21 protein-coding genes are annotated in these 20,226 nt (G+C 50.0%); 17 read left to right on the top strand and 4 right to left on the bottom strand.

The features are described 5' to 3' along the window. The first annotated feature begins 63 nt into the window (after positions 1-63). The gene (locus AUC31_RS09010; protein WP_058383535.1) at positions 64-474 is read left to right on the top strand and encodes a VOC family protein; all 411 of its coding nucleotides are present in this window, start codon (positions 64-66) and stop codon (positions 472-474) included. Positions 475-785: 311 nt separating this feature from the next. On the opposite strand, the gene AUC31_RS09005 is transcribed toward AUC31_RS09010, so the two are convergent. From AUC31_RS09005 to AUC31_RS08995, 3 genes are all read right to left on the bottom strand, one after another. Continuing rightward, positions 786-1,463, bottom strand: a complete 678-nt coding sequence (locus tag AUC31_RS09005; protein WP_058383536.1) for an amino acid ABC transporter permease — start codon at positions 1,461-1,463, stop codon at positions 786-788. A 15-nt stretch (positions 1,464-1,478) separates the two neighbouring features. Further along, positions 1,479-2,324, bottom strand: coding sequence for a transporter substrate-binding domain-containing protein (locus AUC31_RS09000; RefSeq protein WP_058383818.1), 846 nt, complete (start codon positions 2,322-2,324; stop codon positions 1,479-1,481). 164 nt (positions 2,325-2,488) lie between these two features. After that, on the bottom strand, positions 2,489-4,144 hold the full coding sequence (locus AUC31_RS08995; RefSeq protein WP_058383537.1) for an Rqc2 family fibronectin-binding protein: 1,656 nt from the start codon (positions 4,142-4,144) through the stop codon (positions 2,489-2,491). A 122-nt stretch (positions 4,145-4,266) separates the two neighbouring features. Here AUC31_RS08995 and AUC31_RS08990 point away from each other — a divergent pair, with 122 nt between their 5' ends. The 13 genes from AUC31_RS08990 to AUC31_RS08930 all read left to right on the top strand — a co-directional run bounded on the left by AUC31_RS08990 (position 4,267) and on the right by AUC31_RS08930 (position 16,825). Further along, positions 4,267-4,536 carry an extracellular matrix/biofilm biosynthesis regulator RemA family protein gene (locus AUC31_RS08990; RefSeq protein ID WP_058383538.1) on the top strand — a complete coding sequence of 90 codons (270 nt, stop codon included), beginning with the start codon at positions 4,267-4,269 and terminating at the stop codon, positions 4,534-4,536. Between the two features lies 1 nt (position 4,537). Continuing rightward, complete coding sequence (gene gmk / locus AUC31_RS08985) at positions 4,538-5,158, top strand: guanylate kinase (protein WP_058383539.1); 621 nt, start codon at positions 4,538-4,540, stop codon at positions 5,156-5,158. After that, positions 5,158-5,382: a DNA-directed RNA polymerase subunit omega gene (gene rpoZ, locus AUC31_RS08980; protein WP_058383540.1), complete on the top strand. Its 225-nt coding sequence runs from the start codon at positions 5,158-5,160 to the stop codon at positions 5,380-5,382. Before gmk ends, rpoZ begins: the two co-directional genes overlap by 1 nt. Positions 5,383-5,457: 75 nt before the next feature. After that, positions 5,458-6,657 (top strand): bifunctional phosphopantothenoylcysteine decarboxylase/phosphopantothenate--cysteine ligase CoaBC, encoded by a 1,200-nt coding sequence (gene coaBC / locus AUC31_RS08975; RefSeq protein WP_058383541.1) that lies wholly within the window; start codon positions 5,458-5,460, stop codon positions 6,655-6,657. Next, positions 6,654-9,050, top strand: a complete 2,397-nt coding sequence (priA, locus tag AUC31_RS08970; RefSeq protein ID WP_058383542.1) for a primosomal protein N' — start codon at positions 6,654-6,656, stop codon at positions 9,048-9,050. Before coaBC ends, priA begins: the two co-directional genes overlap by 4 nt. Positions 9,051-9,068: 18 nt before the next feature. After that, entirely contained in the window at positions 9,069-9,575 is a 507-nt protein-coding gene (def, locus tag AUC31_RS08965; protein ID WP_058383543.1) for a peptide deformylase, read from the top strand. Further along, the gene (gene fmt / locus AUC31_RS08960; protein ID WP_058383544.1) at positions 9,572-10,504 is read left to right on the top strand and encodes a methionyl-tRNA formyltransferase; all 933 of its coding nucleotides are present in this window, start codon (positions 9,572-9,574) and stop codon (positions 10,502-10,504) included. Before def ends, fmt begins: the two co-directional genes overlap by 4 nt. Continuing rightward, on the top strand, positions 10,501-11,856 hold the full coding sequence (gene rsmB / locus AUC31_RS08955) for a 16S rRNA (cytosine(967)-C(5))-methyltransferase RsmB (protein WP_058383545.1): 1,356 nt from the start codon (positions 10,501-10,503) through the stop codon (positions 11,854-11,856). Before fmt ends, rsmB begins: the two co-directional genes overlap by 4 nt. An 18-nt stretch (positions 11,857-11,874) precedes the next feature. Continuing rightward, positions 11,875-12,624 carry a Stp1/IreP family PP2C-type Ser/Thr phosphatase gene (locus tag AUC31_RS08950; RefSeq protein ID WP_058383546.1) on the top strand — a complete coding sequence of 250 codons (750 nt, stop codon included), beginning with the start codon at positions 11,875-11,877 and terminating at the stop codon, positions 12,622-12,624. 2 nt (positions 12,625-12,626) lie between these two features. After that, the gene (gene pknB / locus AUC31_RS08945; RefSeq protein WP_058383547.1) at positions 12,627-14,603 is read left to right on the top strand and encodes a Stk1 family PASTA domain-containing Ser/Thr kinase; all 1,977 of its coding nucleotides are present in this window, start codon (positions 12,627-12,629) and stop codon (positions 14,601-14,603) included. A 32-nt stretch (positions 14,604-14,635) separates the two neighbouring features. After that, complete coding sequence (gene rsgA / locus AUC31_RS08940) at positions 14,636-15,532, top strand: ribosome small subunit-dependent GTPase A (protein ID WP_058383548.1); 897 nt, start codon at positions 14,636-14,638, stop codon at positions 15,530-15,532. After that, positions 15,525-16,190: a ribulose-phosphate 3-epimerase gene (gene rpe / locus AUC31_RS08935; RefSeq protein ID WP_058383549.1), complete on the top strand. Its 666-nt coding sequence runs from the start codon at positions 15,525-15,527 to the stop codon at positions 16,188-16,190. Before rsgA ends, rpe begins: the two co-directional genes overlap by 8 nt. Then, positions 16,187-16,825: a thiamine diphosphokinase gene (locus AUC31_RS08930; protein ID WP_058383550.1), complete on the top strand. Its 639-nt coding sequence runs from the start codon at positions 16,187-16,189 to the stop codon at positions 16,823-16,825. The genes rpe and AUC31_RS08930 overlap by 4 nt, the downstream gene beginning before the upstream one ends. Before the next feature lie 57 nt (positions 16,826-16,882). Here the strand turns inward: AUC31_RS08930 and rpmB are convergent, their stop codons facing one another. Beyond that, entirely contained in the window at positions 16,883-17,071 is a 189-nt protein-coding gene (gene rpmB, locus AUC31_RS08925) for a 50S ribosomal protein L28 (RefSeq protein WP_058383551.1), read from the bottom strand. 220 nt (positions 17,072-17,291) lie between these two features. Here rpmB and AUC31_RS08920 point away from each other — a divergent pair, with 220 nt between their 5' ends. The 3 genes from AUC31_RS08920 to sdaAB all read left to right on the top strand — a co-directional run bounded on the left by AUC31_RS08920 (position 17,292) and on the right by sdaAB (position 20,214). Beyond that, positions 17,292-17,654, top strand: a complete 363-nt coding sequence (locus AUC31_RS08920; RefSeq protein ID WP_058383552.1) for an Asp23/Gls24 family envelope stress response protein — start codon at positions 17,292-17,294, stop codon at positions 17,652-17,654. 18 nt (positions 17,655-17,672) lie between these two features. Further along, the gene (locus AUC31_RS08915; protein ID WP_058383553.1) at positions 17,673-19,325 is read left to right on the top strand and encodes a DAK2 domain-containing protein; all 1,653 of its coding nucleotides are present in this window, start codon (positions 17,673-17,675) and stop codon (positions 19,323-19,325) included. Between the two features lie 226 nt (positions 19,326-19,551). Then, positions 19,552-20,214 (top strand): L-serine ammonia-lyase, iron-sulfur-dependent subunit beta, encoded by a 663-nt coding sequence (sdaAB, locus tag AUC31_RS08910; RefSeq protein ID WP_058383554.1) that lies wholly within the window; start codon positions 19,552-19,554, stop codon positions 20,212-20,214. Positions 20,215-20,226: the final 12 nt, after the last annotated feature.

The following is a 20,226-nucleotide window of genomic DNA, read 5'->3' as shown; positions in this document are numbered from 1 at the left end:
ATTTTCAGTTCATTCCACGAATAGAAGAGTGAACGATAAACGAAAAAGAAGGGAAGCGGAGACATGGCCATTCAAGCGAACCAGATTTTCGTTAATTTGCCGGTTAAGGATTTGGAAAGATCGATGAAGTTTTTTGGCGAAATGGGCTTTGATTTCGATGAACGGATGACGGATAATAACGCCACTTGCATGATTATCGGCCACAATATGTACGCCATGCTGCTGGTAGAAGACTTCTTCAAAAGCTTCACCCATAAAGACATTGCCGATACCTCCAATAGCGCAGAGGCGATTATTGCCCTATCGGCGTCTAGCCGGGAGGCCGTTGATGAATGGGTGGAAAAAGCGATGGCAGCCGGTGGCAGTTCCGCGAACGAGCCGATGGACAATAAGTTTATGTATTCTTGGAGTTTTCACGACCCGGACGGCCATTTATGGGAAGTCATGTATATGGAAGACGAGGCATTCGAATAAAAAAACCGCACCGGATAAAGTTCCGGTGCGGTTTTATGGCTGTCGAGAAAGGTAAGTAGTCGTATTTTCCGAAGCTTATCGCTCGCTTTCCGTGGGCTCGCGCCCAAGCCTCCTCAGTCGCTATGCGCCTTGCGGGGTCTCGGTCGTCTCGCTGATCCACTGGAGTCGAACGAACGCTTCTCCAAATACTCAGATAGCACATTGATTTTTGAATGTAGAAATGGTGCTTTCCTTTTTCATTCATAGCGGATTATAGACTTCTTCCACACTCTGAAAACCGCACCGGATAGATTTCCGGTGCGGTTTTCGTTTTATAAGTATTCAGCGTAGCGTTTTTCCAGGTAGTTCTGAAGCACGGTCATGACTGTGCAGATGGCCCAGTAGATGAGCGCGACCAGGATAAGCAATGTCAACAGGTCGTATTCCCGTGCGCCGACAATTCGAGCTTTCTGGAAAATCTCCGGGACCGTAATCATGGCCGCGAGCGATGATGCCTTGATCAGGTCCAAATAGACATTCGATAAGGGTGGCACTGCAATGCGCACCGATTGCGGCAAGATGATCCGGCGCATGGTCTGCCAATAGCTAAGGCCGAGTGCAGTGGATGATTCCCATTGGCCTTTATCGACAGAGGCAAGAGCCGACCGGAACACTTCTGCGATATAGGCGGCGCTATTGATGGTGAAGCCGATGAGAGCTGCTTGCAAGGCAGTGAATTCAAGGCCGATGACTGGCAGTGCGAAATACAGTAAAAACAAGATGACGAGAATCGGCACACCGCGCATAAATGATATATATAGGCGCGCCGGCAGATGGAGCAGCGGCTGTTTTGACGTCCTGGCGAGCGCCATGAAAAAGCCGATCACCAGTCCGCCGAGCATGCTGCCCATTGAAATCAACAGCGTCAACCAAATGCCTTCAAGCACATAGGGCAAGGAATTGATGGCAAGTTCGGGATCGAACAACAGCCCCCATTCGATATCGCTCATACTGATGGCCCTCCTTTAATTTGCCTCTTCGACATCCGGTTCGACGGAAACATCCGCCCCGTCGAAGAATTCGGCTGAGATATCACTGATGGTGCCGTCGGAAAGCATTTCCTCAAGTGTGGTATTGACTTGTTCGAGAAGTTCTTCATTGTCTTCATTGACGACCAGTCCGACTTCAGATGGTAGGTATTTGATGTCCGGATGGATGGTGATGTTCAATTCCGGAAAAGCGGCCACGCCGAATTTCGACAAATAATAATCATTCAAAATGACATCGGTCCGTCCGATAGACACATCACGCAAATAGATTTCATTCGTCGCATTGTCATACGTCACTTCTTCCGCCCCGTAATCGCGGGCGATCTGCATATAGACGGATGTCGAGACGCCCGCTGCTTTTTTCCCTTCCAAGTCTTCCAGTGATTCGATTCCGGACAGGTCGTCTTTACGTACGACGGCGGTGCCGTAGGAATATTTGATCGGTGTAGAAAACAGGAATTGATCGGTCATTTCTTCTGTCACTTCAATATCGTTCGCTGCCATATCAAGTTGTCCTGTACTGACGCTTGTCAGCATTTCGTCGAAACCGAGTTCGCGGAATTCGATGTCAAGTTCCAGGCGCTTGCCGAGTTCCCGTACGACTTCTACTTCAAAGCCCGTTAATTCGCCGCTTTCTTCGTCGCGGAATGAAGTGGCCAACAGCGTGCCGGATGTACCGACGGTCAAGACGCCTTCCTCCTGGATGCGGTCCCATTCCGAAGGCTGTTCGGTTTCAGCAGCGTCATTTCCGCAAGCTGATAATGCAACCGCTGCCGTGCCGAACAGGGCGGCATTTATATATGTTCGTTTCGTTAAATTAATCAATGGTAGGCCCCCTTAATTGATGTCCTATAAAAAGATAGCATTAACTATAACTTGGGGCAATGCTTTGTCGCATTATTTACTTTATAATATTATTATGTAAACTTATGCAATTTCGGAAAAATACCCGCACTGGCAAAAGACCGGTACGGGCATGTCCAAACTCATTTTTTTAATTTCAACACCAGGTCTTCATCCGGCGTGACGTAGACGGTTTTCTGTTCGAAATAAATCACGAAACCGGGCTTCGCGCCGCTTGGTTTTTTCACTTGGCGGACTTCGGTGTAATCGACCGGGACGGATGCCGATTCGCGCGCTTTGCTGAAATAAGCGGCGATGCTGGCAGCTTCTAAGATGGTGTCTTCATCCGGTTCTTGCGAATGGATGATGACATGCGATCCCGGAATGTCTTTCGTGTGCAGCCATGTATCGGATTTCGATGCGACCTTGAAGGTCACGTAATCGTTTTGCTTATTGTTTTTGCCGACTGAAATCGGAATGCCGGTGCTCGATACATAATGCTCAACATTCGGCTTTTGTGGCTTTTTCTTTTTCTTCGATTTCTGTGCTTTCATATAGCCTTGTTCCGCCAATTCCTCGCGAATCTCTTCGATATCGGAGAGCCCGGCCTGCTGCACTTGTTGCATGAGCAATTCGAAATAGCGGATATCTTCTTCCGTCTTTTCAATTTGTTCATGCGTTTTAACAACCGCTGTTTTGGCTTTTTGGTAACGCGAGTAGTATTTCTGGGAATTCTCAATTGGCGTCTTGCGCGGGTCGAGCGTGATCGTCATAGTTTCTTCATTATAATAATTGACGACTTCCGCTTGTTTCATTCCCTTTTTAATAGTGTGCAGATTGGCCATGATCAATTCGCCGTTCAATTGCAATTGATCGCGTTTTTGTGCCTGATCCTGCTCTTTTTGCAATTTTTTCAGCTTCAATTTCAGTTTAGCGATTTCGTTTTGAAGCCAGCGCTCCAAATCACCCGCCTGCTGCTTGACGCGGTCGCGTTCGGCTTTGGCGTAATAAATCCGGTCGAGCAGTTCGGATAAATTGTCAAAACGCATATTGTCCTGTCCGAGATGCGTCAATTCAGTCGCGGAAAAATAGCTTTTTCCTTGCTGTTCGACGTAATAGCCGGTCGATTCCGGATCATTGAAGTCCTGCAAAAAGGCAGCTGCGCTATCAGGATCTTGTTCGAGCCGGTAGTTCAACTCTTTCGCCGTCAGCGGGGAAAAGCCGGCAAACTGTGAGACGATTTCCTTGTCGGTGAGCCCACTGAAGTCAGCATCCGCCGCAAATGGATCCTGTTTGTCTTGGGAAGGCGGGAAAATATAATCCTGGCCCGGTAAAATCGTCCGGTAGGAGTTGACGCTCGGCGGCAAATGCTTGAGGCTGTCGAGAATCATGTCGCGCTCGGCGTCGACTAAAATGATATTCGAATGCCTGCCCATCATTTCGACATGGAGCTCGCGTTCGATTTCGTCGCCGATTTCGTTGCGTGCGCGGATGCTCAGGATGATCAGCCGGTCGGAGCCATGCTGCTCGACGCCTGTGATGACGCCGCCTTCAATATGTTTGCGGAGCAGCATGCAGAACATCGGCGGCTCTGACGGGTTGACGTTTGCCGTATTCGTCAAATGGATCCGTGAATAGGATGGGTGGATCGAGATGAGCAATTTATGATTTTTTCCTTGTGCGCGTATGTGCAGGAGCAGTTCGAGCTGATTAGGCTGATGAACTTTTGAAATCCTTCCGGTGATGAGCTGTTGCAATTCGCTCGTCATCGCTTTCGTAAATAATCCATCAAATGCCATGAAAAATCCCTCTTTCAAATCGTTTTGTTCCATCTTATCATTTTCAGGGAAGAATATGATATAATAAGACAGTTAGTTTTAAGCGTGAATATATTACTTAAGCATCGATGGCGGTGAGGAAGATGAAGAGAAAGCCGAAGTTCATATCCATCGGGGCGGGCAATGCGGTGTCAGTGAACCGCATCGTGTCGATGATCCAGCCGGACTCGGCGCCTTCCAAGCGCTTGATGCAGGAAGCGCGCAGCAAAGGCTTGCTCGTCGATGCGACAGGCGGCAAGAAGACCAAGTCGATCTTTATCATGGATAGCGATCATGTGGTCATCTCCGCTTTGTCGGTCGAGACGGCCCTTGCGCGGATAGAAGAAAAAGATGATGAGGCAAGCGAGGGATAAAATGAGAAAACATCGTGGACTGCTCATCGTGCTGTCCGGGCCTTCGGGCGTCGGCAAAGGCACGGTGCGAAAAGAGCTGTTCCAACAGCCGGATACAAATTATGAATATTCCATTTCCATGACGACGCGCTCACCGCGTGAAGGGGAAGTGGACGAAGTCGATTATTTCTTCAAGACCCGTCATGAGTTTGAAGAACTGATCGACCAAGGGCAATTGCTTGAATACGCCGAGTATGTCGGCAATTATTATGGTACGCCGCTCGAATACGTCAATAAAATGCGCGATGCCGGGCGTGATGTGTTCCTGGAAATCGAAGTGCAAGGGGCAGCGCAAGTGCGTGATAAAGTGCCGGATGGCTTGTTCATCTTCCTTGCGCCGCCTAGCCTCTCAGAACTCGAAGAGCGCTTGGTCGGCCGCGGCACAGAGTCGGATGAAGTGATTGCTTCACGTATCCATGCCGCCAGGAAAGAACTCGAGATGATGAACCTGTATGACTACGTCGTCGAGAACGACGAAGTCGAACACGCATGCGACCGCATCAATGCCATCATCATCGCAGAACATTGCAAGCGGGAACGCGTTGAAAAAAGATACTTAGATATGCTAAAGGAGAATGCCTGATGTTATACCCATCCGTTGATAAATTGAAAAGCCGTATCGATTCGAAATACTCCCTGGTCGCTTTGGCGTCCAAGAGAGCACGCCAATTGCACGAACATGGCGATGAAAAACTGGATTCCTACACGTCCCACAAAGCGGTTGGAAAAGCGCTTGAAGAGATTGCAGCTGGTGCATTGACACCGGTTCAGCAAGATGCATCCGCGATTTACGAAGACGAAATTTAACTTATGATCTCAATTGACGACTCCCAGAGCGAACCTGTTCTTTGGGAGTTTGTTGTTTAGAAAGGGTGTTTAGCGGTGTTGGCAAATCGAAAAATCCTATTATGTGTAAGCGGCGGCATCGCCGTCTATAAAGCGGTCGCCCTCGTCAGCAAATTGTCCCAGGCAGGGGCGGAAGTGAAAGTCATCATGACAGAATCAGCGAAGCAATTCGTCCAGCCTTTGTCATTCCAGGTGATGTCCAGAAACGATGTCTATTTTGATACATTCGACGAAAAAGATTCTTCAGTCATCGCCCATATCGATTTGGCGGACTGGGCAGACCTCGTGCTCGTCGCGCCTGCGACCGCCAATATGATCGCTAAAATGGCGAATGGCCTAGGCGACGATATGGTCTCAACGGTGTTGCTTGCGACGACCGCGCCGATTTGGGTCGCGCCTGCGATGAATGTCCATATGTACGACCATCCCGCAGTCAAGCGCAATATCGATCGTTTGCATCATGACGGCATCCGTTTCATCGAGCCGTCTGAAGGCTTTTTGGCCTGTGGCTATGTCGGCAAAGGGCGTTTGGAAGAACCGGAGAAAATCACTGAACTGGTGGCCGGTCATTTCACGAAAAACAAGCCGTTAAAAGGCAAAAAAGTGGTTGTGACGGCTGGGCCGACTCGGGAACGAATCGACCCGGTGCGTTTTTTGACGAACTTTTCAAGCGGCAAGATGGGCTATGCCATGGCAGAAGCGGCAGCGGAACTTGGTGCTGAGACGATATTGATCAGCGGCCCGGTGTCATTGCCGGTGCCAAGCGGTGTCAAACGCATTCAAGTCGAAAGCGCACAGCAGATGCTTGAAGCGGTGCTTGGCGAATACGACAGTGCAGACTTGGTTGTCAAGACAGCAGCTGTCGCGGATTACCGCCCGGCGGCCATCGCGGGGCAAAAGGTTAAGAAAAAAGAAGGCAATTCGGTCCTTGAGCTGGAGCGCACGGTAGATATCTTGCAGCAGCTCGGCCAATTGAAGAGCCATCAAATCCTGGTCGGCTTCGCGGCAGAGACCGATCATGTGGCGAAATATGCCAAAGATAAACTCGAGCGGAAAAACGCTGATTATATCATCGCCAACGACGTCAGCGCGGATTCAGCGGGCTTTGACCATGACACGAATGCAGTGACGGTCTACGGCCGCGGGGAATTCGAAAGGGCGTTCCCGGTCATGCCGAAAAAAGCGCTTGCGCTCGATTTGCTAACGCTCATCACTGAAAAGGAATTTGCAAAATGATTGCCGAAGTCATCGTCGATGTTGCCGCACATCCGATTGACCGGCCATTCGATTATGCAGTGCCGGAAAAATTCCAGGCACTCACCGAGCCAGGCATGCGCGTCAAAGTGCCTTTTGGCAATCGCAAAGTGCTCGGCTTTATTACGACTATCAAAGAAACGTCTGAATTTGACCCAAAACGGCTCAAGCCGATACACGAATTGATGGATGTCGTGCCCGTACTGAACGGGGAAATGCTCGAGCTTGCACAATGGATGAAACGCCAGACAGTGTGTTTTGAAATCGATGCCCTGCAAGTTATGGTACCAGCAGCACTTCGCGCGAAATACGAGAAGCGGTTCGTTTTGAATGCTGCTATTGAAGAGCTGCCGAAAGAGCTGCATCCGTATTTCGGCACACGTGACTTTGTCCGTGCCCAGGAAGCGGAAGCGGTCTATGGGCTGATGAAAAAAGAAATGGACAAAGGAACGGTACTTGCGGATACGAACATCCAGCAGAAAACCGGCGTGAAAAAAATACGCATGGTCCATATTACAGATTCAACTGAAGATATAGAAAATATTTCCATAAGAGCGAACGCCAAGCAGCAATTGAAGCTGCAGGAGTTTTTCTTGAAACATGTGGGCCAAAGCTTTGAATCTTCCCAACTGCAAAAGCAGGCGGGGGTCTCGCTTCCGACGATCAATGCATTGGCGGAAAAAGGCTTGGCCAATTTTTCGTCTATGGAATCGTACCGGGATCCTTCACTTCTGACAGCAATTGAACAAAAGATCGCCTTGGATTTGACGAATGAACAGCAAACAGCATTCGATGCTATTCAATCCTCGCTCAACACGGAAAATACCTTTTTGCTTCACGGCATCACCGGCAGCGGAAAAACGGAGATCTATTTGCAGACAATCGCCCAAGTGCTTGAAGAAGGCAAGGAAGCGATCATGCTCGTACCGGAAATTTCCTTGACGCCCCAGATGACCATCCGTTTCAAGGAGCGTTTCGGCGATTTAGTCGCAGTACTGCACAGCGGCTTATCGGCAGGGGAAAAATACGATGAATGGCGAAAAATCCAGCGTGCGGAAGTGAAAGTCGTCGTAGGGGCCCGTTCGGCGATTTTTGCACCGTTTCAAAATCTTGGTTTGATCATCCTCGACGAAGAGCATGAATCGAGCTATAAACAAGACGACTCGCCCCGCTACCACGCACGGGATGTGGCAATTTGGCGAAGCCAGCAGCATCAATGCCCCGTCATTCTTGGAAGCGCGACGCCATCACTTGAATCGTATGCGCGCGCCCAAAAAGGCGTCTATGAATTACTGGCGCTGAAAAACCGGGCGAAAAACCAGCCGCTGCCTGAGGTTCATATTGTCGATATGCGCGAAGAGCTGCGCACCGGCAACCGGTCGATGTTTTCTGTGGAATTGGCAGAAGCGATACGGGAGCGCCTGGCGCGGAAAGAGCAAGTCGTGTTGTTTTTGAACAAGCGCGGCTACTCGTCATTCGTCTTATGCCGCGATTGCGGAACGGTGTTGCAATGCCCGAACTGCGATATTTCGCTAACCTATCACCGGGCGAGCGAACGCATGAAATGCCATTATTGCGGCTATGATGAACCCGTGCCTACGACTTGCCCGGAATGCGAAAGCGACCATATCCGCTTTTTCGGCACAGGGACCCAAAAAGTTGAAGAGGAACTGGCGAAGCTCGTGCCGGATGCGCGCGTGTTGCGGATGGATGTCGATACGACCCGCAATAAAGGCGCACATGAAAAGATCTTGTCAGCATTCGGCGAGGGCAAAGCCGATATTCTCCTCGGCACGCAAATGATCGCCAAAGGCTTGGATTTCCCGAATATTACATTGGTCGGTGTCTTATCAGCGGATACGACTTTGCATTTGCCGGATTTCCGGGCAGCTGAGAAAACCTATCAATTATTGACGCAAGTGAGCGGACGTGCAGGACGCGACGTATTGCCGGGAGAAGTGTATGTGCAGACCTATACGCCGGAGCATTATGCGATCACGCTCGCAAAAGACCAATTATACGAACCATTCTATGAGCAGGAAATGGCCATGCGGCGGGCGAGCGGATACCCTCCGTATTATTATGTCGTCAATATCCAGTTCACCCATGAGGATTTGATGACGGTGTCGGGCTATGCCCAGCAGATGACTGAATACCTGCGCCACCGCCTGTCGCCCAAAACCATTATTATCGGGCCTTCCGCATCGCTCATTGCGCGTGTGAACAATAGATATCGCTATCAATGTTTGATAAAATACAAAAATGAACCGAAGCTGGCTGAAGCGCTGCAGCAATTGATCAAAATCTACCGCAGCGACTGGATTAAAACGGGTGCAACTTTGTCCATCGACATGAATCCAACAACAGTCATGTAGCAGAAATGAGGAATAGAAATGGCAATCCGTGAAATTGTGAAACATCCGAACGAAGTATTGGAAACCCCTTGCAAGACGGTCACTGAATTCGACCGTCAGCTCGCTGTTTTATTGGACGATATGCATGAGACAATGATCGAAGCGGACGGTGTCGGCATTGCCGCACCGCAAATAGGTGTCTCACTGCGCGTCGCGATCGTTGATTTCCAAGAAGGGCAGGAGCCGATTGAAATGATCAATCCGGAACTCGCGCTATTCGAAGGGAAAGAGACGGATATCGAAGGCTGTTTGAGCTTCCCGGGCATTTTCGGGGAAGTCGAGCGCCACGGCCGCATCAAAATCAAAGCCCAGGAACGCGACGGCTCTTGGTATGAGCTAGAGGCAGAAGGTTACGAAGCGCGTGCTATCCTTCATGAAATGGACCACTTGGACGGCGTGCTGTTCACGAGCAAAATCGAGAAATATGTCACCCAAGAAGAATTGGACGAACTGATCCGCCAGCAGGAAGAGGAGGATTCGCTTTGACCAAAATTGTTTTCATGGGAACGCCGGCATTTTCGGCTCCGATCCTGAAGATGCTTGCCGAAGAAGGATACGATATCGTTTCGGTCGTCACACAGCCCGACCGCCCTGTCGGCAGGAAGAAAATCCTGACGCCGACGCCGGTGAAAGAGCAAGCCTTGGAACTTGGATTGCCGGTCTACCAACCGGAAAAACTGAAAGATCCAGAACAAGCGCAAAAAATTCTCGACCTAAAGCCGGATTTGATCGTGACAGCGGCATTCGGGCAAATCTTGCCGACATCGGTACTCGAAGCCCCGAAACTGGGCGCCATCAACGTGCACGCCTCGCTGCTTCCGGAATACCGCGGCGGTGCACCGATCCACCAGGCGATTATTGACGGCAAAAAAGAAACTGGTGTAACGATCATGTATATGGTGGACCGTTTGGATGCAGGGGATATCATTTCACAAAAATCGGTACCGATCGAAGAAACGGACCATACCGGCAGCATGTTCGAGAAATTGAGTGTGGCAGGAATGGAGTTGTTGAAAGCAACCTTGCCGTCGATCATCGACGGGACCAATGCGCGAACTCCACAGGACGAAGAGCGTGTCACGTTTGCGCGCAATATTTCACGGGAGCAGGAACGCATCGACTGGAACAAATCCGCAAGCGAACTCTACAACCAAGTGCGCGGGTTGCATCCATGGCCGGTCGCGTTCACGACTTTAGCAGACGCCAATGTCAAATTGTGGTGGACGGAAATTGCCGACAGCCAGAAAACCGGCGCGCCGGGTGAAATCATCGAATTGACAAAAGATGCCATTATCGTCCAAACCGGCGAAGGTGCGCTTGCCATCAAAGAATTGCAGCCGGCTGGGAAAAAACGCATGACGGCTGAAGATTATTTACGCGGGCCGAAATTACAGGCAGGGGACCGATTCGAATGAAAAACAAAAAAATCCACGGCAATGTAAGAGATGCAGCATTGTCGATTCTCTATGCCGTGGAAAACAAACAGGCATATAGCAACCTCTTATTGAATACAACGATGGACAGCTACGGCATTTCCGCCAAAAACAAAGGCTTATTGACGGAAATCACTTACGGCACGCTGCAGCATCAAATGACCTTGGATTATTATTTGGAACCGTATATTAAAGGCAAGCTCGATCCATGGGTACGGACGCTTTTGCGCCTATCGCTTTATCAGATCGTTTATTTGGACCGCATCCCGTTCCATGCCGTCATCAATGAAGCGGTGGAAATCGCCAAACGGCGCGGGCATGGGGGCATTGCGTCTGTGGTGAACGGCATTCTGCGCTCCGTCCAGCGGTCTGGCGTGCGTTCATTCAATGAAATCGCCGACCCGATCGAAAAGATTTCCATTGAAACGAGCCACCCGGCGTGGATGATCAAGCGCTGGTCGGAACAATTCGGCTTGCAAAAAACCCGCGAAATGGCGCTCGAGAACAATAAAGCGCCACTCCAGACGGTGCGTGTCAATACCGTGCAGGCGACGCCGGAACAAGTGATCGAAATGCTTGAGTCGGAAGGATTGACTGCCGAACCGAGCAAGATCATCCCGGAATGCCTTGTCGTTACGGGCGGGCAACCGGTTCGCACACAAACATTCGAAAAAGGCTTCATCACCATACAAGATGAAAGTTCGATGCTGCCGGCTTATGCACTGCAAGTGGAGCCTGGCATGACCGTGCTCGATATGTGTGCGGCGCCTGGCGGGAAGACGACCCACATCGCCGAAAAGCTTGAAGGACATGGGGCGGTGCTGGCGATGGATTTGCACGCCCATAAAGTTAAATTGATTGAAGAAACCGCAAAACGCTTGGGCCACCAGACAATCGAAACCACAGTCGGAGACGGCCGTGAAAGCAGCGAGCGCTTCGGCGAAGAAAAATTCGACCGGATCCTGGTGGACGCACCTTGCAGCGGGCTTGGTGTCATCAAGCGCAAGCCGGATATCAAATACACGAAAACGCCGGATGATTTCGGGCGCTTGCAGACGATTCAGCTTGCGCTTCTCGATGAAGCGGTGAAGCTATTGAAGCCCGGCGGCATTCTCGTCTACAGTACGTGTACGGTCGATACCGAAGAGAACCGCGGAACTGCCGAGAAATTCATGAACACACATCCGCAAATGGAACAGATCCCTGCTGAATTGCCTGCTGCTTTCAAGAGCAAAGGCAAAGGATTTGTCCAAGTCTTCCCGCAGGATTTCGGGAGTGACGGATTTTTTATCGCAAGCTTCAGAAAAACCGACGGCCAAGTTGCCGAAAGCTAAAAAGCGGGGTGTACACTATTGTTTCAGTATGTAATTGAAAGCGATACCGGTAGAAAAAGGGAAGTCAATGAAGACCGCGTCGCTGTGCTCAAACGCCCTGGCGGATTGTTGCTCGCACTTGTCGCAGATGGCATGGGCGGCCATAATGCAGGAGACGTTGCAAGCCGGATGACAGTCGATGAACTCGGCAGAAGATTCATGGAAGCGGACGGAGCAAGGTTCGAGACCACAGAAGAAAAGACGGCCTGGCTGTCTGGCCAAGTATTGCAAGTCAACCGGCTTGTGTACGAACATTCCATCACCCATAGTGAATGCAAAGGGATGGGCACGACTCTGATCGCCGCATTGATTGAAGAGGATGATTGCGTGCTGTGCCATATCGGCGACAGCCGTGCGTATGTCATCGGCCCATCGATGGCGCAAGTGACACGGGACCATTCCTATGTCAACGTGCTGGTCGATAACGGGGAAATTACGCAACAGCAGGCGGAAGATCATCCGAAGAAAAACTGGATCCTGCGCTCACTTGGCACAGAACCTGACATCGAGCGGGAAATGCACCATTTTTCTCTCGCTGGCACTTCTTATTTCTTGATATGCACTGATGGCTTAAGCAATAAATTGAACGAGCGGGACATTTCGTCGATTGTCCGCTCTAAAGCTTCATTGTCACAAAAAGGCAAAGCCTTAATTGCGCTGGCCAATGACCTCGGCGGAGAAGACAATATTTCATTTGTATTGTTGACGGCGCTTGGTGAGGAGGTGTAGCGATGTTAGTTGGAAAACGAATCAACGGCCGCTATAAGGTGCTAGAAGCGATCGGCAGCGGAGGCATGTCCAATGTTTATTTGGCGCATGATATGATCCTTGACCGCGACGTCGCCATCAAAGTGCTGCGCTACGACTTCAACAATGAAGAGGAATTGCGCCGCCGCTTTAAACGGGAAGCGCTGTCTTCGACAAGTCTTGGCCACCCGAACATCGTCAGTATTTTTGATGTCGGGGAAGACAATGACTTGCCGTATCTCGTCATGGAGTATGTACCTGGAGATACGTTGAAAGAATACATCATCAAGCATTCACCGGTTGAACCGGAACGCGCTGTGGAAATCATGAAGCAATTGGCATCTGCCCTTGCCCATGCCCACCACAACCATATTGTCCACCGGGATATCAAGCCGCAAAACGTGCTGGTGGACGAAGACGGCAACGTCAAAATTTCGGATTTTGGCATTGCCATGGCATTGAGTGCCACTTCCTACACACAGACCAACTCGGTGCTCGGGACTGTTCATTACTTGTCTCCCGAACAGGCGAGAGGCGGCACCGCCAATAAGAAATCCGATATTTATTCGCTCGGCATCGTCATGTATGAATTGTTGACTGGAAAGCTGCCGTTTTCAGGTGAATCAGCTGTGGCTATCGCCTTGAAGCATCTGCAAACGGAAACGCCTTCATTGAAAGAAACCGTACCGGACCTGCCGCAAAGCCTTGAAAATATCGTATTGAAAGCGACTGCCAAAAATCCACAATACCGCTATGCCTCAGCAGATGAAATGGCGGAAGACCTTTCGACGGCGCTCACTCCGGAACGAATCAACGAACCGAAATTTGCTGTGCCGGTAGACGAAGGGGAAACCCGCGCCATGCCGGCGATTAAAGATTCGGGCACATATGAACAGGCCGATGCGACCAAAACGATGGCGCTGCCGGTCCAAGAAGATAAAAAAGCTCCGAAAAAGCCAGCAGGCAAGAAAAAGCGCAAGAAGACACCGATCGTCCTGGCGATTATTGCAGCTTTGGTATTGATTGGCTTAATTCTGGCATTCGCCTTTCCCGAATTGTTCCAGCCGCGGCAAGTCGCCGTGCCGGATGTTTCAGGCATGGAACGGGAAGCGGCGCATGAAGAGCTGACCGCTGCTGGCTTTGTTGTCGCAGAAGAGTCGGAACAGTTCTCTGAAGAAGTCGATGAAAATCATGTGATCCGCACCATTCCGGAAGCCGGTAAGATGCGCGATCCAGAGTCGAGCATCAGCTTATTTATTAGCATGGGCAAAGAAACGGCCGAGTTCGGCGATTATGTTGGCGATTCGCTTGACCAGGCACAGCGTATGCTTGAAGACTCAAATTATGCCTCAGTCGATTCACGGGAAGAATTTTCCGATGAAGCGCCTGGTACGATCTTGAGCCAAAGTCCTGAAGCGGGTACCGAAGTCATCATCAGTGAAACCGCTGTCGAGTTCGTCGTCAGCAAAGGGCCGGACATGCGCGAAGTGGAAGATTTGAGCGGCTACGGGGAAGCGGAGCTAAACGAGTATGCCCGTTCATCGGGATTCAATATCCGCATCGTCCGTGAAGAAGAATCCGATTCCGTGGAAGCGGGATTGGTGCTGTCGCAGAATGTTGCGGGCGGAGAGATGCTTGAGGTTGGAAGCACGATCGAAGTCGTGTTGTCTTCTGGCAGTGCAGAACTTCCGGTGAACACTTACGTCGAAACCGTGGAAATCCCTTATGAGCCGGCAGAGCCTGCAGAAGAAGGCGAAGACCCGGTCGAGCAGACAATCCGCATCTATATTCAGGACCAGAATCAAACCATGGTCGAACCCGTCGAAGAATTCACCATTACGGAAACGACCGAACACCAGATTGAAATGCAGATTGTCGAAGGCGGCAGTGCTTCTTACCGAATCGTCAGGGATGCCACGATCATTATGGAAGAGACCGTGGACTATGAAAACGCAGATTAAGGAAATTACATTAAAGGATAAGGGGTGGTGCTATGCCGAAAGGTCAGATCAGAAAAGCGTTAAGCGGCTTCTATTATGTACTTGATGAAGATGGGGAGCGTTATACGCAATGCCGCGGCCGCGGGATTTTCCGCAACCGCCAAATCACACCGCTTGTCGGGGATTTCGTCGAATACAAAGCGGACAACGAGCGCGAAGGGACGATATTGGACATTGAAGAACGAAAAAATGAATTGGTGCGTCCGCCAATCGCCAATATCGACCAAGCCATTCTAGTGTTTTCAGCCAAGCAGCCCGATTTTCACCCGCTGTTATTGGACCGTTTTCTGGTAGCGGTGGAATCGTTTGATATCCAGCCGGTCATTTGCTTGACAAAAACCGACTTATTGTCGGACGCGGATCGCGAAGAACTGGACCGTTATGCTGACGATTACCGGACGATCGGCTACGATGTCATTGAATCTTTTATAGACGATCCGACATTGCAGGAAAGGCTGATGCCTGTTCTGGAAGGCAAGACAAGCGTTCTGGCAGGGCAGTCTGGCGTCGGGAAATCAACATTGCTGAATACGATCTTGCCGTCGTTGAAGTTGAAGACCGATGACATCTCGCAAGCCTTAAACCGCGGCAAGCATACAACACGCCATGTGGAATTGATCAAAGTGAATGGCGGGTTGCTGGCGGATACACCAGGATTTAGCTCGTTCGATTTTGAACAGCTGGAGAAAGAACAATTGTCAGCATGCTTTCCGGAAATGGAAGAGCGCGCAGGCGGCTGTAAATTCCGCGAATGCCTGCATCTGAATGAACCAAAATGCGCGATCAAAAAAGCGGTTGAGACAGGGGACATCCCTGAATATCGTTATAAGCACTACTTGAAATTTTTGGAAGAAATAATGAATCGAAAGCCGAGGTATTCACATGATTAAAATTGCACCGTCTATTCTAGCAGCAGATTTTGCAAAACTTGGACAAGAAGTACAGGAAGTCGAAAAAGCCGGAGCCGATTGGATCCATATCGATGTCATGGACGGCCATTTCGTCCCGAATATCACGATGGGGCCGATTGTGGTCGACGCGCTGCGCCCGTTGACAGAGCTTCCTCTCGATGTCCATTTGATGATCGAGAACCCGGACCGTTATATCGAGGATTTCGCCAAGGCTGGTGCGGATTATATTACCGTCCATGTCGAAGCGTGCCCGCATCTTCATCGCACCATCCAATTGATCCGTTCGTTCGGCGTCAAACCGGGGGTCGTCTTGAACCCGCACACGCCAATCGAAACGATCCAGCATGTTCTGGAAGATATCGATTTGGTGCTGTTCATGACCGTTAACCCTGGATTTGGCGGACAGAAGTTCATCCATTCAGTCGTCCCGAAAGTTGCGGCATTGTCTCAATTGATCCAAGACAAAGGCTTGTCTGTCGATATCCAGATCGATGGCGGTATCAATGAAGAAACGATTGTTCCGTGCGCGCAAGCAGGTGCGAACGTGTTCGTGGCCGGGTCTGCCATTTTCGGCAAACAAGACCGCGCTCAAGCGTTGCAGGCGATCAAAAAAGCGGGGCAAGGAGTTATCTCGTGATTATCGTAGTAACAGCAGGAGGTCCGGCAGATGAACTGCCGGACCTTTCTTCATATGAAGGAGCGAGCTATATCGGGGTGGATGCAGGGGTCATGACACTGCTCGGGATGGGCATTGAGCCGGTGGAAGCAATTGGGGATTTTGATTCGGTGACAGACAGCGAGTACGAAAAAATCCGCTCGATTTTCCCGTCACTTGAACGGTCGCCGGCGGAAAAAGATGAATCGGATACAGAACTGGCGTTGAAAAAAGCGATGCATTACAATCCGGACATTGTCATTGTCACCGGCGTGACCGGCGGCAGGCTCGATCATTATATGGCTGCCTTGCACATCGTCTTTGCCTACCAAAGAAGCTATCCGCAAATCGATTTCATGATCGTGAACAAGCAGAACCGCATCCGTTTCATGGAACCCGGAACGTATCGCATGGAAGCCGATCAAGCTTTCAAATACGTCTCCTTTTATCCATTCGCGGAAGAAGTGAGCGGCTTTACGATAAAAGGGGTTAAATATCCAGTGAAAGAGCAGCGGATTCCGTTCGGCTCGACGCGCTTTATCAGCAATGAATTATTACAGGATGGAACGATTGAATTCACGGGCGGTCATTTAATCGTCATCGAAAGTTCAGATTGAACGCACGAAAAAATGCCAGGCTGACGGATGTCAGACCTGGCATTATTCATGAGCGGTTTATACGCGCTCAACTTTTCCTGATTTCAATGCTCTCGCGGAAACCCATACACGTTTCGGCTTGCCGTCTACAAGGATGCGAACTTTTTGAAGGTTTGCTCCCCATGTACGTTTTGTCGAGTTCAACGCGTGTGAACGGCTGTTTCCTGCACGAGCTTTACGTCCAGATACTGCACATACTTTTGGCATGTAAGTCCCTCCTCACAAGTGAAGCTGAAAATTATAATAGAATTTCAGTTCGTTTTTCGTTTCACATACTTTAATAATTTACCATAGAAAAAAGACAGGCGCAAGTGAAATTCACAGCCTTTCAAGAAAAAAACCTTTACAGGCTAAAACGTTGGCTTTTCTTATAAAGGGCTTTCATGTAGAATGAAAAGAGTGAAATAGGACTCGAGGAGGAATTTTAATGTCGATTGAGTTGAATAATGAATATGGTCAAATCGATATTTCCAATGATGTGATAGCCCAAATAGCCGGCGGTGCTGCGATCGAATGCTACGGCATCGTAGGAATGGCAACTAAACACCAGATCCGCGACGGCCTCACGGACATTCTCCGCAAAGAGAACTTCGCCAAAGGAGTCCTTGTGCGCCAAGAAGACGGCGATTTGGTCATTGATATGTACGTAATCATCAGCTACGGAACGAAAATTTCGGAAGTGGCGTATCAAGTCCAATCCAAAGTGAAATATACAATTACAAAAACATTGGGCATGCCGGTTAGTGCGGTAAACATTTATGTACAGGGCGTTCGTGTGACGAACCCGTAAGAGGAGGAAAATTCGGTTATGAAGTCATTAAACGGAGTGAAATTCGCTGAAATGGTGCAGATGGGTTCGCACCATCTATACCAAAATGCGGATTATGTAGATGCATTGAACGTTTTCCCGGTGCCAGACGGCGATACCGGGACGAACATGAATTTATCGATGACATCCGGAGCAAAAGAGACAGAAGCCCATGCGCAGGAACATATCGGAAAAACAGCAAGCGCTTTATCGAAAGGCTTGCTAATGGGCGCGCGCGGCAACTCAGGCGTTATTTTGTCCCAGCTGTTCCGCGGGTTTGGCAAATTCATTGCAGATGAGCAGGAGCTTTCTGCGAAAAAACTGGCGCACGCTTTGCAACACGGCGTTGAGACCGCTTATAAAGCGGTCATGAAACCGGTCGAAGGCACCATTCTGACGGTCGCGAAAGATGCGGCGGCCAAAGGAATGAGCCTAGCAGACAGTGAAGAAGATATCATCGTGCTGTTCGAAGCAATCGTCACTGAATCGAAAGCCTCGCTTGAGAGAACACCGGACCTGTTGCCGGTGCTGAAGGAAGTTGGAGTTGTCGACAGCGGCGGGCAAGGACTTGTCTATGTCTATGAAGGATTTCTTGCCTCATTGAAAGGCGAAGCATTGCCTGAGAAGCATGTCGATAATTCGATGGATGAACTGGTCAGTGCCGAGCACCATAAGAATATCGCTGGCTTCATGAACACGGAAGATATCGAATTCGGTTATTGCACGGAGTTCATGGTCAAATTTGAAGACGGTAAGCGCTCATTCAATGAAGCTGCGTTCCGGACAGATTTGAGCGCTTACGGTGATTCCCTTCTGGTTATTTCAGATGATGAAATCGCGAAAATCCATATCCACTCCGAAGAGCCTGGGAAAGTCCTTACATACGGCCAGGAATACGGAAGCCTGATCAGCATGAAAATCGAAAACATGCGCCAGCAGCATACCGACATTGTCGGCGAAGGCCATAAAAAGACCGCTGCGGTTGAAGAAGCGAAGCATCCATATGCGATCGTCACGGTCGCAATGGGCGAAGGCGTAGCGGAATTGCTCCGTTCAATCGGCGCTTCTTACGTCATCGAAGGCGGCCAGACGATGAACCCGTCAACGGAAGATATTGTCAATGCCGTCCGTTCGATCGGCGCAGAGCGCGTGCTGATTTTGCCGAACAATAAAAACATCATCATGGCAGCAGAACAAGCGGCAGAGCTTCTCGATATCGAAGCGGCTGTCGTGCCGACAAAAGATGTCCCGCAAGGCATGTCAGCACTTCTCGCTTTCAATCCGGAAGCGGCTGTTGCGGACAACCAACAAGCGATGGGGGATGCGATCAAGCACGTCAAGTCGGGATCGGTGACTTTTGCGGTGCGCGATACATCGATCGACGGCGTCTCCATCAAGAAAGACGATTTCATGGGAATTTCAGAAGGCAAGATCGTCGTGTCGGATGAAAGCCTTGAAAAAGTCACAGAAGAACTATGCAAAAAGCTGGTCGATGCGGATGCAGAGATCGTCACGATCCTCTTCGGAGAAGATGTCAGTGAAGCGGATGCCGAAAAGCTCGGTGCGTTCATCGAATCATTGAACGGCGACGTCGAAGTGGAAATCCACAACGGCAAGCAGCCGCTCTATCCATATATTCTGGCAGTTGAATAATGTTAGGCGGAGGTCCGGGAACAAGACACCGGGCTTCCGCTTTTTTATTTTTTCACAATAGAAAAGCACTGTGCGAAGTGCGGAATGGCGCAAAACAGTAAAAAACCTCGGCGAATAGCCGGAAAAGCCCACGGTTAAGACAATGTATGCGCTTTATTATTTTTGTTTCCGCGGCGCTTTTCATGTAAAATGAAATTATACGAGACGGAAAGTGAGGGGTTTGAGCATGAAGTTCAAATCTGTTTTTGATATAATCGGCCCGGTAATGATTGGGCCATCATCTTCGCACACTGCGGGTGCCGCACGCATCGGCAGGGTAGCGCGCGACCTGTTCGGCAGGCAGCCTGCATGGGCGAAGATCCATTTATACGGATCTTTCGCAGAAACCTATAAAGGGCATTCGACCGATGTGGCGATTGTCGGCGGCTTACTGGATTACGATACATTCGACGAGCGCATCAAAACCGCTTTTGAAGAAGCGGAAAAGCTCGGCATGAGCTATGAGTTCATTCCGGAAACGGGGAATGTCGATCATCCGAATACGGCGCGCATCGTCATCGGGGATGAAAAATCCGAAATGTCGATGATGGGAATTTCCATCGGCGGAGGCAAAATCGAAATTACGGAACTGAACGGTTTCCCGCTCAGGCTATCCGGCAACCACCCAGCGATCCTCGTCGTCCATGACGACCGCTCGGGCTGTATCGCAAACGTAGCGAATTGTTTATATAAATACGACATCAATATCGGCCATATGGAAGTATCCCGCAAAGAGCGCGGGGACATGGCGTTGATGGTCATCGAAGTCGATCAGACGGTAGATGTAGAAGTAATGGGCGAATTGCGCGAGTTGCCAAATATTACGCAAGTCACACGCATCGCCGACTAAACTGGAGGTAAG

Source organism: Planococcus rifietoensis, assembly GCF_001465795.2.
Taxonomy (GTDB): Bacteria; Bacillota; Bacilli; order Bacillales_A; family Planococcaceae; genus Planococcus; species Planococcus rifietoensis.
This window is presented reverse-complemented; position numbering and strand designations above follow the sequence as displayed.